This is a genomic window from Pseudanabaena sp. PCC 6802 (assembly GCF_000332175.1).
GTDB lineage: Bacteria > Cyanobacteriota > Cyanobacteriia > Pseudanabaenales > Pseudanabaenaceae > PCC-6802.
Genome location: NZ_KB235914.1, coordinates 1,929,317 through 1,945,321 on the forward strand (window position 1 = coordinate 1,929,317; position 16,005 = coordinate 1,945,321).

At 47.6% G+C, this 16,005-nt stretch carries 14 protein-coding genes; 4 read left to right on the forward strand and 10 right to left on the reverse strand.

Going from position 1 to position 16,005, the window contains the following annotated elements:
- Positions 1-64 precede the first annotated feature (64 nt).
- The 5 genes from PSE6802_RS0114105 to PSE6802_RS0114125 all read right to left on the reverse strand — a co-directional run bounded on the left by PSE6802_RS0114105 (position 65) and on the right by PSE6802_RS0114125 (position 5,332).
- Positions 65-748 carry a hypothetical protein gene (locus PSE6802_RS0114105; RefSeq protein WP_156815520.1) on the reverse strand — a complete coding sequence of 228 codons (684 nt, stop codon included), beginning with the start codon at positions 746-748 and terminating at the stop codon, positions 65-67.
- Between the two features lie 5 nt (positions 749-753).
- On the reverse strand, positions 754-4,074 hold the full coding sequence (locus tag PSE6802_RS0114110) for a type 2 lanthipeptide synthetase LanM family protein (protein ID WP_019500707.1): 3,321 nt from the start codon (positions 4,072-4,074) through the stop codon (positions 754-756).
- Positions 4,075-4,361: 287 nt separating this feature from the next.
- Complete coding sequence (locus PSE6802_RS28995) at positions 4,362-4,655, reverse strand: hypothetical protein (RefSeq protein WP_019500708.1); 294 nt, start codon at positions 4,653-4,655, stop codon at positions 4,362-4,364.
- A gap of 90 nt (positions 4,656-4,745) precedes the next feature.
- Positions 4,746-5,012: a hypothetical protein gene (locus tag PSE6802_RS0114120; RefSeq protein ID WP_019500709.1), complete on the reverse strand. Its 267-nt coding sequence runs from the start codon at positions 5,010-5,012 to the stop codon at positions 4,746-4,748.
- A gap of 44 nt (positions 5,013-5,056) precedes the next feature.
- Positions 5,057-5,332, reverse strand: a complete 276-nt coding sequence (locus PSE6802_RS0114125) for a hypothetical protein (RefSeq protein WP_019500710.1) — start codon at positions 5,330-5,332, stop codon at positions 5,057-5,059.
- 203 nt (positions 5,333-5,535) lie between these two features.
- Between PSE6802_RS0114125 and PSE6802_RS0114130 the strand changes: the two genes are divergently transcribed.
- Positions 5,536-9,261: a WD40 domain-containing protein gene (locus tag PSE6802_RS0114130; RefSeq protein WP_019500711.1), complete on the forward strand. Its 3,726-nt coding sequence runs from the start codon at positions 5,536-5,538 to the stop codon at positions 9,259-9,261.
- On the opposite strand, the gene PSE6802_RS0114135 is transcribed toward PSE6802_RS0114130, so the two are convergent.
- Positions 9,245-10,651: an MFS transporter gene (locus PSE6802_RS0114135; protein WP_019500712.1), complete on the reverse strand. Its 1,407-nt coding sequence runs from the start codon at positions 10,649-10,651 to the stop codon at positions 9,245-9,247. The genes PSE6802_RS0114130 and PSE6802_RS0114135 overlap by 17 nt on opposite strands.
- Positions 10,652-10,758: 107 nt before the next feature.
- Complete coding sequence (gene psbN / locus PSE6802_RS34465) at positions 10,759-10,839, reverse strand: photosystem II reaction center protein PsbN (protein WP_071592296.1); 81 nt, start codon at positions 10,837-10,839, stop codon at positions 10,759-10,761.
- Here psbN and PSE6802_RS34100 point away from each other — a divergent pair.
- From PSE6802_RS34100 to PSE6802_RS0114145, 3 genes are all read left to right on the forward strand, one after another.
- Positions 10,838-11,005 carry a WD40 repeat domain-containing protein gene (locus tag PSE6802_RS34100; protein ID WP_019500713.1) on the forward strand — a complete coding sequence of 56 codons (168 nt, stop codon included), beginning with the start codon at positions 10,838-10,840 and terminating at the stop codon, positions 11,003-11,005. The genes psbN and PSE6802_RS34100 overlap by 2 nt on opposite strands.
- Positions 10,972-11,178, forward strand: coding sequence for a WD40 repeat domain-containing protein (locus tag PSE6802_RS33450; protein ID WP_156815521.1), 207 nt, complete (start codon positions 10,972-10,974; stop codon positions 11,176-11,178). Before PSE6802_RS34100 ends, PSE6802_RS33450 begins: the two co-directional genes overlap by 34 nt.
- Positions 11,179-11,611: 433 nt before the next feature.
- On the forward strand, positions 11,612-13,627 hold the full coding sequence (locus PSE6802_RS0114145; protein WP_019500714.1) for a S8 family serine peptidase: 2,016 nt from the start codon (positions 11,612-11,614) through the stop codon (positions 13,625-13,627).
- A 138-nt stretch (positions 13,628-13,765) separates the two neighbouring features.
- On the opposite strand, the gene PSE6802_RS0114150 is transcribed toward PSE6802_RS0114145, so the two are convergent.
- The 3 genes from PSE6802_RS0114150 to PSE6802_RS0114160 all read right to left on the reverse strand — a co-directional run bounded on the left by PSE6802_RS0114150 (position 13,766) and on the right by PSE6802_RS0114160 (position 15,871).
- A complete protein-coding gene (locus tag PSE6802_RS0114150; protein ID WP_019500715.1) occupies positions 13,766-14,752 on the reverse strand; it encodes an NAD-dependent epimerase/dehydratase family protein in 987 nt (328 codons plus the stop codon).
- 15 nt (positions 14,753-14,767) lie between these two features.
- A complete protein-coding gene (locus PSE6802_RS0114155) occupies positions 14,768-15,445 on the reverse strand; it encodes a hypothetical protein (RefSeq protein ID WP_019500716.1) in 678 nt (225 codons plus the stop codon).
- A gap of 72 nt (positions 15,446-15,517) precedes the next feature.
- Positions 15,518-15,871 (reverse strand): hypothetical protein, encoded by a 354-nt coding sequence (locus tag PSE6802_RS0114160; protein WP_019500717.1) that lies wholly within the window; start codon positions 15,869-15,871, stop codon positions 15,518-15,520.
- Positions 15,872-16,005: the final 134 nt, after the last annotated feature.

Genomic DNA, 16,005 nt, shown 5'->3' on the forward strand with positions numbered 1-16,005 from the left:
AACCTGGGAGTAAATTTTTTTTGTGTGTGGGAATGCATTCATTTTCTCAGTGACGGAATTGGGTTTACTTAAAGTTTTGTGGCAAGCTTTGCGGTAAAGCATCTTCAGTAAATAATTGCCCCACGATCGGCAACAGGGATATAGCACGCTGCGAACCAATTTCAACCTCGACATGACCCAAACTTCCCAAATACACGTTGGCAGGTAACTGGGTAGGAGCAGTCTCCCACGGCGCGATCGCGACTGCAACGGGCTGGGCGATCGCCTGCGCAGCTCCGGGGCTAAGGGCAAACTGTTTTTGGATAGAATCGGGGCTGCGAATCTCTGATTCAACGGTTAGAATTGTGCGACTGAAGCGATCGTCTATACCAGCAAATTTCAAGAATAGCTTTTGCTGAGGTCGCAACTTCGACAAGTACTGAGGAGGTAAAAAGATTACCACAACTGCTTCTTTATCTATGCCATTGGTTTGGTTGGTTTGACTGGCACGACTCTGCCAGCGCGTGACAATAGCTTGGCCAGAAGCATAGATGGGAATCTTGGCAACCCAAGCACACAAGCCACTGGTGGCAATTAGTCCCAAGAGCGCCCAAAGATAGAGAAAGATCTGCGGAGAGACCATGCGGGGCAATACTGACCGTTCGCGACTTTCGATATAGCGGCGAACCGCATCATCTCGAAAAATAGATCGCGTTCCCTTCCGATCTCCTCCGGAAATTTCGCTGGATTGACCTTTTCGATCTCTCATCGCTCCTACTCCCATAACAGCACTGAAGGCAGTCGATCTGGCTGTGCCAAGCGAAGCAGTTGATAACCAATTCCGGCTGTGCCCTGGAAGAAACCAGGATTAAATACAGAATTGGGTAAGTTGGGAAACAGTTGATACGCTCCCGTGCGCCTGGCTCTAGACACAACATTTGTTGCGTTTTGGAAGGCAGTCTGATGCCAATCAGAACGGGAGCAGCGTTGCGCGCCGACTAAGAGCGCTTCTACCCGACCCAGATTGCCGCAGCAGAGATGATCGATTATTTGCAAGGCATATTTTTGAGTGGTTTGTAGAGCAACTTCAATCTCGCGTTCGACTTCAGGTGTTTTCACAATCTCGAAGCTGCCCAAACGTCCCAATCCAATTCCAGTTGCACCATGACACCACTGAGTTAGAAAACTGTGCTGTCCTGCCTGTCCTGCTCCACGAAAATCTGGCCAGTTAGCATGAGACTCGGAAAAAACGCTGCGCTCGTACTCAATCCCTTCTAGGGCAGCTTCTAAGTAGTCACGGTTATTGGTGACAGCGTAAAGCCGTAGTAGTGCATAGGAAATGCCAGCAGCTCCATGGGAAAACCCTGTTAGGGGTTTTGCCCCAAGGGTTGACCAGGCTGGAGGCGAACCTTCATAGCTGGCCTGATGGGCGATTAGATGCTGTCCGCAGGCGATCGCTCTCTGCAATACCGATGCCTCTTTTGTAGCCTCATACAGAGACAATAACCCTAACATCGCTCCGGCTGCTCCACTAAAAATATCCAATTGCCGATCTGCCGCAATTAGCTCTGGCGCTATCCAATTGGACAGAGAACAAGCATCTTGCAGGAGCGTTGCATCATCCAGGAATTGACTTATCTTCACAAATGTATAGATCGTCGAGCCTACACCTGACGCTCCTCCAATTCCGTTCAGACGGGCAATGCGCTGCTGAGATTCTCGATCTATAGTCTGGATCTGCCGCCGCATAGACTGTAGTGTCTGTAAGGCTAGATTGCGAAAGTGAGAATCGCTGGATACCTGGCTGAGCGCGGCGAAGAATAGAGACACCCCACAGCGGCCTTCATACAGATTATCGTTTAACACCTGTAGCTGGAATCGTTCAGACTTAATTTCATAACCTAAGCCAATCCAGTTAAGGCTGCCATCTGGTTCTGCAATGGCTCTAGCCTCGATTTCAGCAGCAATCTTCTTTGCTTCCGCGATCGCTTGTTCCGAATTCAGCAACGGTAATGTCTCAGCATTCCATTGCTCGCTTTTATCGCTTGAGGTTTGAGCTACCTTAGCGTAAAAGGAGCTTTGAATTATGGCAATTTGTCTCGCTAGGTCAGCGAGATCGAGCGTCTGTAATTGGTTCAGCACTTGCTCGTAGCTGGATTTGCGAAAGTAGTGTGGAATAGCCTGGCTTTTGCCTACACTCAACTCATCGCAAGCAGCGCTAGCAGTAAAAAAGGGAAAGTCTAACTGCTCCATAGCTTGCAGTTCTGCATCCAGGATCGGCCAAGCATCAGGTTTGTTTTGAGCAATTAGAAAAGCACAACTGAGGCGATCCAGTTCAATACTATAGTCCACTCCGTGCTTTAGATAATCGGGTGCCCATGCATTTTGCAAGATAGTACCGTAAATGCGGGTGGCGCGGAAGATAAAGCGAATCTGTCGATCTTGCATATCGGCAAGTGGGCTTTCTGGAGCCAGTAACTCATCCCTATTTACCATCAAGAAACGATACATCTGTTCAAATCCCATAGCGATTTGCGTTTGATAATCGTTGGCTGACAAAGCTATTGCACCTAAGCGCGGCACGTTTTTCTCAAGAGGAAATGCTACAGGCTCGTACTGCTGGTGCATATGGTCGGTGTTGATTGCTTTCCAGCGAAGAACTTTTCGGGAAGTTTGCTGGGGAGCGCTACTGCCCAACCCACTGATGTCATAGGCAATGCGGCGATCGCTACTAAAGTCCCAGCGGGGCAGTAGTCCCGTGCGCAGTACGGAGTCCCAAAGGTGCTGTGCTGCGGTTGTCTCAAACTCCTGGATAAATGGTGAATTTTCAATCAAATTTGCTTCATGGTGCAGCAGAGTTTCCATATCGATTAATACTAAGTCCTCACCATGAGCGATTAGGTTTTCGTGGTGGCAGTCAGTTCCTCTGAGGACGTAAAGTACGCACAGTAACATCCCAGCTCGCTGGTGAAAGCGCGACGCAGCAGCCTCATCCGCGCAAGGTTGGTGCTCGACATATTCTACCCAACCGTAATCGCTCCGGTTAAGCACCTGAATCGCTTTAAAATCCAGGAACTGGCTGCGCTGGTTACACCAGTTCAAAAATTCATTAAAGGCAACTTCTAGTCCTAAATCTTTAGGTTTATAGACGAGCTTAAACCCAGACTCAAAGGTTAGTACAATGACAGATCGACCTCGCTTATGGGGATCGGAAAGAGAGGTTTGGATAGCTGTGACTTTGTTTTGGAAAAATGGAACTGTTGTCGAGCTAAAGATACGCTGGATGTCCGCTCGATCCCGGACAAGACGTTCGAGGAACTCGGTTGCGAATTCAACCCAAAAATCTACTGCTGATGCCACTAACCGACCGAGGACTGGATACTTTTGAAAAAAAGCTAATAAACCATCTTGCAGCAGGCGCTCGACAAACTGAGTATAGTGGATTTTGCTGCGATCGCTTTCCATGTCTAAACCCAGCAAAGTAAGCAAATTCTGACCAAAGGGACGAACCTGAGAAAATTCAAAATTTAGCGTCCTGGTGCAAATTCCTTCCAGCCGTTCCAGCAAACTGCGCTCTAAAGCCTGATATGCTGCTTCTGAGAGAATAGATAGGGGAAGGGTATCCTCCGTATGTTGGAGAGAACCGAAGCCAGTCAAGAGTTTCTGCCTGCCAACTGCGATCGCGGGTAGAAGAATATCTTCAAAGGGAATCGGATTGTCTGGATCGATTGGCAGAGATGGTTGAGATGCAGGTGAAAATCCCGTGGCTGTCTCAATAATTTGTTGTAGGGTTTCTGCCCATTCCGGCAATGACTGAGTTGTATTAAATTGTATAGCTCCTAACCGAGAGCGAACCGTATTAAGATTCAAGCCTTGCCACTGCAAACGTCTCTGAAAAGTTTCCCAATCGCCTCGGGCAGTGACTTGGCACCAACGATCGAGACGGCGATCGATTTCCGACTCGTTTGTCCGCAGGTTATCCCTACTAAAGCGATTTGAATCGAGGCGTTCCCACAGCGTGCTGGCGTTAGCAACAATCGATACTAAATCTGTATGAGAGCAGTTGACTGGAGGTGTAATTGATATCTGAGGCATAGGGCAATTCCTGAGAATAAGAGGTGGATATAGCTATATTCAGATCTGTTAGTATGAGGGGTGTGGGGGCGTAGCCCCCACGCAGGGGTTCTACCCCTGCACCCCGTCCTAATCCTGTTGAATATAGCTATAAATACTAAACAAAGTAGAAGTAAGGGAAAAGCGATCGCTGACAATCCTTTAAGCAGGGAAGAAGCCACCTTCCTGCAAACAGAGACGTCAATCTCGGGTAGTTTGGAAGCCACTCAACCAGAAATTAGTCGAGTGGCTCGGAATGGTGGTCTATATCAACAAACGCCATCGGCGGCGTAGAGACAAGATCTCACTTTGGTCGTATCGAACGTCGTATCCGAACAGCACCACCTGCTGCCACTCACTGCCAGTAAGTCAGCTTCGCTAAGTTCGCGATTCTCTAACATGAGTCCGGCGATTGTCTGAGCTACTTTCTCTTGAGTGAAAGAGTAGCCCTTTTGCGCGCTAGCGGTTGCGATCGATTTAATCGCATCTGCCAGGCTGCCAGCTTCTTTTACTTGCTGTTGCAGTTGAGCATTTTGCAGCAGTTCTTTGATATTCTCAATCATGAGATTATTCTCCTTGATGAAATTAGACAATGAGAGATGTTTGCGAGTATTTCATCAGCACATTGCATTAACGAGCAATTGGCAGCAACACTACAAGATCACAACGCTTGTACCACCACACATAGTCTCTCCGCATCTAGCCGCACCAGCAACGGCGAGCAAGTCGGTTTCGGAGAGTTCGCGCTCTTCTAACATTAACTTGCTGACCGCCTGAGCTACTTTCTCTTGGGTGAAAGAGTAGCCCTTTTGCGCGCCAGCAGTTGCAATCAGCTTAATTGCTTTAGCCAGACTGTCAGCTTCTTTTACCTGCTGTTGCAGTTGAGTATTTTGCAGCAGTTCTTTGATATTCTCAATCATGAGATTATTCTCCTTTTACTATTAATTGAAATCGCCAACTAGTTCTATAGACAACAAACTCCAGGTGTTCCATGTGTTACTGTCTGTGTGTTCCAGGGAATATACCCCCCAGCAACTGCAAGTAACTCCCCTTCTGGGAGTTCGAGCTTCTCTAACATTAGCTCGCCGATCGCCTGAGCTACGCTCCCTTGAGTGAAAGAGTAACCCTTTTGCGCTCCAGCAGCTGTAATAAGTTTAATGGCATCTAACAGGCTGCCAGTTTCCTTAACTTGCTGCAGCAGTTGAGCATTTTGCAGCAAATCTTTGATGTTCTCAATCATGGATTTATTCTCCTTGTTGAAGTTGGATAATGTGAGATGTTTGCTAATGTTTCATCGCCACGCTTTCAGAATAGGAAAATTTTTTGTTGCTGTCTGCCGGAAAAGTTCAGGAAAAATCAGGAAAGAATGTCGGAAAAGATCGGATGGCGATCGCTAGAACGAGGTGTAAAATGTAGTATGGATGCGTGCCATGAATCGTGCTTATGACTGCTGAAGAAGCCTTAGCCCTACTTGACACCCTTCTGCAAAAGCAAAAACTTAAAGACATCCAGGAATCGGTCTTTCGTTATGCTTGGCAGGGATTGACGTACCCAGAGATTGCACAGTACCTCGGTTATGATGCCAGCTACGTTCGCGATGTCGGTTACCAATTGTGGCAACAACTTACTCAGGAATTTGGCGAGCAAGTCACCAAGAAGAACTTGCAGGAAGTAATCATGCGGCAGTTTTACCTTAGTCAAAAAGGTAATGCCCGATCGCCTCTCTCCTCTGAGAGCACACCTATCGAGACTATAGCAATCGCTTCTGAAGAAGCCCTAACACACAAAGAAATTGACGCGGCCAACTCTACGGTCAGCGATCGAATAGATCCGGCATTGAGGCGATCGCTCGACACCACCAGTAGCCAGTATTGGGGAGAAAGAATCGATGTTACATCGTTCTACGGGCGCAGTACAGAAATTGCGCAGTTGCAGCAGTGGATTGTTGGCAGCGGTACGCATCCTGAAAAGAATCGCTGCCGCTTGGTGTCCGTCCTGGGTATGGGAGGGATTGGCAAAACCACACTAGTCGCAAAACTAACCGAGCAAATCCAGGATGAGTTTGACTTTCTGATCTGGCAATCGCTGCGCAATGCTCCTCCGATCGCAGAAGTATTGACTACCTCAATTCAACATCTCTCTCGGCAACAGACAACTGTAATATCTCAGGCGGTTGAAGCACAAATCTCTCAACTAATGGACTATCTTCGTTCTCACCGCTGTTTATTGATTTTTGACAACTTCGACGCAGTTTTAAGCAGTACAAGCGATGGGTCGAGGCCATATAGGGAGGGGTGTGAGGGATATAACGAACTGCTCAGAGAAGTCAGTAGCAAATTTCATTCTAGCTGTTTGGTTCTGACTAGTCGCGTAAAACCTAGAATATTGTTTCCATTTGAGGGAGACAAACTACCCGCTAGATCGCTGCTTTTAGCCGGATTGGGCAAGACTGAGATTCTAGAGATCTTTAAAGTTGATGGCTGCTTCTCGCAAACAGAAGCTGATTGGGAGCATTTGACCGAAACTTACGCAGGCAATCCTCTCGCACTTAAAATTGTTTCGACGACAGTGCGGGATATTTTCGACGGTAGTATTTCAGAATTTTTAACCCAAGGAGCGATCGCCTTTGGCGATATTAATTTACTCCTCGGCCAACAATTCCATCGCCTATCGAACTTAGAGAAGCAGGTGATGTACTGGCTGGCAATCGATCGCGAGTGGGTAGCACTTGCAGAGTTGCGGGAGGATTTCTTTCCCAGTCCGCCTCAGCATACTTTACTGGAGGCACTGCTATCTTTGGCGCAGCGATCGCTGATTGAGAAAAGCGTTGGCAGTTTCACTTTACAACCTGTGGTGATGGAGTATGTGACGGAACAGTTGCTAGGACATATCTGCGAAGAGTTGGAGACGCAGGAGTTAGATTTGTTTATCAGTCATGCCTTGATTTTAGCTCAGGCAAAGGACTACATCCGAGAGAGTCAAATTCGCGTCATCCTAGCACCATTGGCGCAAAGACTTGTGGACAAATGGCGATTGAAGCAAGAAGTGGAATATCGACTGAAAAGTATTTTAGACAAGCTGCGATTGACTGCGTCGCACGAGCTAAGGGAATCTCACAGCTTAGTTGGATATGCTGGCGGGAATATTCTCAACCTATTGAACCAACTTCAGCTCGATCTGAGCGGTTCCGACTTCTCTCATTTAAGTATTTGGCAAGCCTATCTGGTGGATACAGATCTGCATCGAGTTAACTTTGCCCATGCCAACTTCTCAAAATCGGTTTTCAAGCAAACGTTTAGTGGAGTTTTTACCGTTGCTTTCAGCTCGGATGGGAGGTCGCTCGTTGCAGGAGACTCACTTGGTCAGGTCTTACTGTGGCGCGTTCCCAACGGCCAACCTCTTTGGCAGGCAATCGGACATACTCAATGGGTGCGATCGGTTGACTTTAGTCCTGATGGAGCATCCGTAGTTAGCAGTAGTTTAGATGGCAGTATCAAACTATGGGATACCCGTACGGGGCAACTGCTGCAAACGTTACCAGGACACAGCCCCCTCCGCGTTGTTACCTTTAGTCCCGATGGCACTACGATTGCCAGTGGCGGTCTCGATCGCGCTATCCGAATATGGGATGCCAAGACTGGGCAATTACTGCAAGCCTGGCAAGGACATACAAACACGGTCAAGTCCCTAGCTTTTAGTCCTGATGGCACCAAGCTTGCTAGTGGTAGCTTCGATCGTACGATCAAAATCTGGGATGTTAGCACAGGTCAACTTCTAAAGACCTTACCAGGACACGATGGCATCATTCTGTCCGTGGATTGGCATCCCGATGGTGCAACCATTGCAAGCTGTGGTGGAGATCGTGTCATCAAACTGTGGAACGCCTTCACGGGAAAACTGGTGAAGATCCTGGAGGGGCACACCCACTGGATATGCTGCCTGCAATTCAGTACTGACGGTCGAATTCTCATTAGTGGCAGCGACGATCGCACCATCAAGCTCTGGGATGTTCCCACTGGAAAACTCTTAAGAAACTTGCCGGGTCACCGCTACTGGGTGATGGCAGTGGCACTTAACGCTGATAGCACAATCGCTGCCAGTGGTAGTGAAGACCAAACTGTGAAGTTCTGGGAAGTGAGCACTGGAAAACTGCTCAACACTTTGCAAGGGCATAGCAATTCAGTTCTTAGCGTAGCCTGGAGTATAGATGGTCAGGTGCTTGCCAGTGGTAGCGCGGATTTCACTGTCAGTCTTTGGGATGCCAATATTGGCGAACATGTGAAAAGGTTATCGAGGCACACCCACGGAGTATGGTCGATTGCCTTTAGTCCCGATGGCAGGTTCCTTGCCAGTGGAAGCGATGACAGTACCATCAAACTGTGGGAAGCAAATGCGGGTTCTCTGATTCGCACGTTTGAAGGACATACACACTGGGCATTGTCGATCGACTTTAGCCCCGATGGGACTAAACTGGTTGCTGGCAGTATGGATCAGGGTGTGTGGCTTTGGGAAGTCAATAACGAACAGGCTTTCCAGAGATGGCAAGGGCATACCAATTTGGTGTGGTCTGTGAACTTTAGCTCAAATGGACAGGTTCTTGCCAGTGGTGGTGACGACTATACCGCCAAGCTGTGGGATGTCCAGAGCGGGCAGGTTATCCAAACTTTTGTACATCCCAATTCCGTTCTATCAGTCAAATTTAGTGTTGACCAGACAGCGCTTATTACAGGAGGAGCAGATTGCCTTATTAGAATCTGGGATTTGAGTACGGGCCAAATAGCAAGAACACTCTCCGACCACACAGATCGGATCTTAGCGATCGCTCTCAATCGCGAGGGCACGTTGATTGCCAGCAGCAGTGCCGATCGGACAGTGAAATTGTGGGATATCAATACGGGAGAACTATTGCAAACCCTACAAGGGCATAACTATTGGGTGCATTCAGTTGCTTTTAGCCCGAATGGCGATCGCCTTGCCAGCGGTAGTGGCGATGGCACGATTAGGCTGTGGGATGTCGAGACAGGTGGGTGCTTAACTACACTCAGAACACCCAGACCCTATGAAGGCACGAACATTGCAGGTGCTATCGGATTGACTGAAGCTCAAAAAATGACGCTGAAGGCATTGGGAGCAATTGAACTGGAATCAGTTGCTAATTTCGTTGGCTAAGCTTCAGACAAATGATTGCATGGTCTTGGCGGGTAATCGGGTAAAAGTAAGCCAAAACTAGACTCAATCCTAAAAGGAGAGCTGTGGCTGGCCCAAATATCAGGCGAATCACCCAAAGTGCGGCATCGGGTTGAGCCAAAACTTGCTGTCCAGCAACGTTGGACACAAATCCTGCCCAGTCTAGTGATTTGCCAACCCCAAATAGAGCGATCGCTGCTCCAAATTTCTGAAATTGAGTCATAAAGCCATAAAAAATACCTTCCCGACGCTGTCCATGCAAAAGTTCATCCAGATCGACCACATCAGGCAACATAGAAAATGGAACTAGGAGAACAACTGAAGCTCCAATCCCTCTCAGTACGCTTAGTGCGTACAGCCAAACCACCTGCCCCGGTTGCAGAAAAAACATACCTATTTGCGCCAAAATCGCAATGGGTATGCCTATCGAGTAAATAACTCGTTTATCTACTCTATATCTCGCTGCATTCCAAACAACCAGCGTGAGGACGATCGCCACCTGAGCCGCCAGCACCACTTGAGTAACGATTCGATCTGATAGCCTCATCCAATTCACGATGAAGTAGGGTGTGGTGGTCAGCATCACGTTGATCGCTAAGTTGGAAAAAAAATAGATGCCAACCACACACAAAAACGAGCGGTTTTGGAGAATTAGATGCAACTGCGAACGAAAAGTGTGTCCTATAGAAGGAACGGGTTGCTCGCTTGACTGCTCTGTTTTAACCTGTCTGCGGATTCTCAGCGCGCTGAAATACATCACCAGTACAGCAAACCCTGCAAATACCCCACCCACTAACTGATACTGAAGAGTAGAGTTAGCGACAATTGAGAAAATTGTTCGGGCTAACACTAAAGATACGATCGATCCACCGATCGTGAACATAGACTGGATGCTACTCAAACTGGTACGCTCCGTGTAGCTCTGGGTAAGCCCAGGTGCAAGAGCTTGGTATGGCACTGTAATCGCTGTAAAAGCAGTATCGAATAGGATAGAAACAATCGCGTAGTACCAAAATAGGCTATTCTGGCGGGAGTCGAAGCCGAGACCAAAATTAGGAACGACCCAGAGCATTGCAAAGAAAATGCCAAAAGGAATCACACCCCACAAAATCCAGTGAGATCGAGTCCCCCAACGAGACTGAGTGCGATCGCTCAACCATCCAACCAACGGATCGTTAATAGCATCCCAAACTCTACCAATCAGCAACACCATTCCAGCTAAAGACGCGTTTAAACCCGCTATATTTGTCAGGAAATACAGAAAAAATAGTGCTTGGATTGTAGAGGGAGCCGCGATCGCTAAGTATCCAGCTCCATAGGTTAATTTCGTACTAAAACTTAGTTGCTCTGATGGTGTTTCTTGAGATTTCATATTCCACGTCGGTTGTGATACAAGATGTAGTAATTGGATTGTTCATTAATCGATTTGAGCTTAAACTACCGATTTAGGCTGCAACATCAGATCTATAGTACTACCGACTAATCTTTGCAATCCTCACATGGATTGCTTAGTTTTTTGTTGGGCGACCCGAAGGCTGTATAAATTGACAGAGCGGTCATGCAGATTGTAAACGCAGCGATCGCTCCCAATCGAGAGGGCACGTTGATTGCCAGCAGCAGTGCCGATCGGACGGTAAAGTTGTGGGATATCAATACGAGAGAACTATTGCAAACCCTACAAGGGCATACCTATTGGGCGCACTTAGCGCCGATGGAAAGCGTCTAGCCAGTGGTAGTGGCGACGGCACAATTAAGTTGTGGGATGTCAAGACAGGCGAGTGTTTAACTACGCTCAGAACCCCCAGGCCCTATGAAGGTAAGAACATCACAGGTCCCACTGGATTGACTGGATCGCAAAAAATAGCATTGAAGGTGTTGGGAGCCATAGAGTTAAGCTGACATTCATCTTGGAGATAGAAGCTGCGATGATGGCAACATGTCACAGTTTGGGGTGTAAATCGACATGAAGTTTGAGCGTTACAAAATTAAATAATTTTCGCGATCGCATGAGAGGATAACTGCGATAAACTTAACTTAAGTGTCTATAAACATAGTTTTCCCAAGTAATACTTAAGTTGATTTCAAAAGTATGACTATATAAGGCATCGAAACTTTTGTGATGCGGAAAAGCACATTGAGTTGGTTGCAGATCCATCCTCTTAAACAGCATAATCGCTACATCCTAGTAGCATTCTAAAAGCAGTGCCCATAAATCCCATAAAGGGGAAATTAGTTTTCTTGCCGATTATCAGTGCTTGATGAAATGAGCTTGATTTGCCTATCAATAACTAGTTATTTTATTGCTTTAGTATAAAAATTGGAGAATTGAACTATGCCAGAGGTAAAATTTGGTAGAAAGGACGAACCTTCTATCTCTCTACGGCGCAGCGACGATTTAATTGCCGTGCGGACTCGATCCACCCGTTCCCTGCGGAGGGGGCCAGTTCAATCGAGCGCAGCCGCAGAAGTCGCTGACGGTCAGCTAGTTTTGGACTTTCCCGAAGCAGGGGTAGAAGTCTATCGCGTTGATGCAAGTTCCGGGCGACGCACTCTGGACGAACGCAAACAATCGCTTCGCATGATGCCTGACATCCGTTTTGCAGGTGGAGTTTTTGTGGACGAGGCATCCAACGAGCCATACATCTATACTGAGAACCTTTTTATTAAGTTTATTGATGAGGCCGATCCCGAGGATTGTCAAGCAGTTATTAGGGAGGCTGGACTGACTGTCAAGGAAGAACTGACCTATGCTACAAATGCCTTTTTCGTTGCCGCACCTGAAGGAACGGGAGCGCAGATATTCGATTTAGCTGTATCCTTATTAAATCGCAGCGATGTTGAATTCTGCCATCCAGAGCTTTTGCGCCGTCGTGCCAAAAAAGGTATATTCCCACCCCAATGGCACCTCAAGACAACCACGGTTAACGGCATTCTCATTGCAGCTAGCGCCAATGTTGAGGCTGCGCATCTCATCACTAAAGGGACTGGCACCACCATTGCCGTAATCGATGATGGTATTGATATCGATCATCCAGAATTAAGTCGAACGGGGAAGGCTATCGCAACCCGCGATGCAACGCTCGGCACGAGCGATCCGCGTCCTAAAGATTTCGATCGCCGCTATCCAGACAACCACGGCACGGCGTGCGCGGGTGTAGCCTGCGCGGATGGGGCGTTTGGGGCTTCAGGTGTCGCTCCAGAAGCTAAGTTAATCCCAATTCGCTTGGCATCTGGTTTGGGATCTCAACAAGAGGCAAACGCCTTCAGATGGGCTGCTGATAATGGTGCTGATGTCATTTCTTGCAGTTGGGGGCCAGCAGATGGGGAATGGTGGAATCTTGGAGATCCCCAGCACAAACACTTCGAACCACTGCCTGCAAGCACGCGCTTAGCCCTGGACTATGCAACTACCAAGGGTAGAGGAGGGAAAGGATGCGTCATCCTATTTGCTGCTGGTAATGGTAATGAGAGCGTCGATAATGATGGATATGCCAGCTACGGAGGCGTAATTGCAGTTGCAGCCTGCAACGATCGCGGTAAGCGCAGCGTCTATAGCGACTACGGAAAAGCAGTGTGGTGCTGTTTCCCTAGCAGCGATTTTGGACACCCCCCCTTCAACCATCCCGATGCCCTCACAACCGGGATCTGGACGATAGATCGAGTTGGGGCGCGGGGATACAATCCAGGCAATTCTCAGTTGGGAGATGCGGGTGGAAATTATGCTAATGACTTTGGTGGAACCTCCAGTGCTTGTCCGGGCGCGGCAGGAATAGCAGCTTTAGTGCTTTCTGTTAACCCAAATCTGAAGGGAACAGAAGTGCGCGATATTTTGCGCCAAGCCTGCGATAAAATCGATCCGCAGGGCGGACAGTATGATGCGCAAGGTCGAAGCGATTTCTACGGTTACGGTCGCTTAAACGCTGAAACAGCCGTGAAGCTTGCCAAACCCAAACCCACAAACTCTATCCTCATCAGTCGCAATTTTAACCAGCCTCTCCCGGACTTACAATCAGTGCAAGTCTCAATTGATGTGGCTGAAACTCAACCAATCGGCAGGCTCTCCGTTACAATCGATATTCTGCATACCTTCATAGGCGATCTGGAAATAAACCTGATACCCCCTAGCAGCTTGGGCGCAGAGAAAATTGTCTTGCACAACCGCAAAGGTGGCGCAACTCAGAACCTGAAACAGGTTTATGATGAGACTCTAATTCCATCCCTATCAAATTTTAAGGGGAAGAGCATTCAAGGAACGTGGTCGCTTGAGATTTACGATCGCGCTGCCCGTGATGTGGGAACTTTGATCGGTTTTGGTTTGGAATTAACTTTACCGAACCCGATCGCTTGAGATCCAGGGGTATTCTCAGAGGGGTAGTGCTCCGTGCCCACCCCTCTTCAATCGAGAAGATATAGCAGTTACAGATCGAAGGGGACGATCTTGAGGTACAGCCCTACCCCTACAATCGCAGATCCATCTGCAGCCATATCAGGCTCGATCGCGAGCAATGGGTGAATGCAAGTTATGTCTATCGACTTTATAGAAGGATAGATCGACATTTTGGTAATAATCAACTGTTTTACAAATGCCATCATAGGTATCGGTGAATTGATAATCTCCAAAAACTTGTTGAAAGCGTTTGGTATCCATTATCTTTCTGGGAGCACCATCGGGATAGTCGGTGCGAAAGACTAACTCACCTCGAAAGCCAATCGCTAGAGCGATCGCTTCGGCAGATTCTCGAATTGTATATCCCTTTCCCTGAGCAAGATTTATAGGTTCGGGCAATGCTAGATCGCGATCGATCGCTAGAGCGAGCAGTTTTGCCACATCTTCAACATAAATCCATTCGCGAATTGGCGCGCCACTTCCCCAAATTTCAAAAGTTGGTTGTCGAGCCATTTCTGCCTTCAACATCCTGATAATCATGCCGTTGAGTGCGTGCACCCTGGTCGCATCTGTAGAGTCACCTGGGCCAAACGCATTGGGAATGAAGAAATGGCGGGTATCAATCCCAAATTGCATTTTATAGCACGCGGCCAGATTATAGATAAATCGCTTGGCATTACCGTAGGAATAAACGCTTGGGTGAACGTCTCCCTTTAGCCAGTCGGACTCGGTATAAATTTCTGCCTGCCCAGGATAGCAGCAGTTGGAAAGTGGATTAATAACTACGCTTTCGGGACAAACATCCTGAATCGCTCGATATAAATTGAGCGCCATTTGCGTGTTATCAGAAAAAATAACCGCATGTCGCTTAGCTACATAGGGCAGCCCGCCGACATGCGCGGCAAGATTAACGATTACTTTCGGTCGATATAACCTGAGGAAGTATTTTATATCTTCGTAGCGGGTTAGGTCTAATCTATTCCTTCTCGATAGGGCGATCGCCTCATAGTTAGAGTTGCTAAGTACTTTCATGAGGCTTTTGCCGATGAAACCATGTCCGCCTAATACGAGAATCTTCTGAGCCATGAGACTGTCCTCTGTTTAGTGTTTTGCATAGTGAAGCAGTTCGTTTGTCCATGCCTCAAATAGCGCAAAGACTTCATCGACGATCGCCAGGCAACGTACCTGGTTTGACTCGTCCATCGGAATTTCTGCAATCTCATCGCGATCGCTGCCGACTGAATGGCCGGACTCCAGGCTAAAGTGAAATTCTCCACAGTAGCGCAGTTGAATCCCACGTCGGGCTTCAATTGCCTTTGCCAAACTAAGCATAGTACTAAAGAGTACGTTTCCGGTCTCCTCAATTGCTTCGATAACGGCAATGCGCTCTATTGCATTTGCATTGGAGATGAGAGTTGCAAGTCGATAGGTCAGGATGCGGTTTTGGCGCGTCTCATCGCTCCAAAGAAATCGCATCCACGACGTTGGGCTACACAGACGGTCGAAACCGAGTTTAGTGAAATCCTCCAAATACCAAGGCCAGTGATGGTCGTCCTCATAAGTGTGAATATTGACCCGTTGCTGATATGCATCAGTTGCGGGTTCCTCGCGTAGCATATACTTATTGATATCGCTGAAGCTCAGGATGAAGTGCGCCATACAAGGATAGAAAGCCATTCGCTCCTCTTCAGTCAGGCTGGAGTCGCGCATAAATTGGAATAAAGGTAAATTAGTGTAGGTTTGCTTCTTCTCTAAGATTTTGTTCAACACACGTTTCATAATTATCTCTTTCGTCTCAGATCGATATATAGATTGATGAATTTCCTTTGAAATGAGATTTATTTAGATGGTTTAAGTTTCCGAGCAGGCCATCTCCTGAAGATTCAGGATTACCTCTTTGCTATTTAGCGTGGCATGAACTCGAATGCCCTTTACGCCTTCGGCAAAGAACTCAGTTTTTACTCGAATCGGACCGATCACTTGAGCCACAATATCCTTAGGCGGAGATGCGACAAAATCAAAGTCATAAATCCCGTCGGGTGGTGCCTGAACGTAGGTGTAAGGTACCAGTTGTGGATTAGACCAGCCTGGCGTAGGGACGGTACCAAAGACAGTAACGAGCAGCTTAGGCGGAAAACTTTCCAGGATTCCCAGGTTAATCTCGGTAATTTCCAGTATTTTTTGGGTTGGATGCGTGAATTTCATTATCGATTTCCTTCGTTATTGGTTGATTTTCCTAGAACACCATTCCAGGTTAGGAAACTTATTTATTACTGTCAGCCAGAAAAGTTAAGGAAAGATCGGGTTATTAAGATCGGAAAAGATCGGGTGCTGGGGAA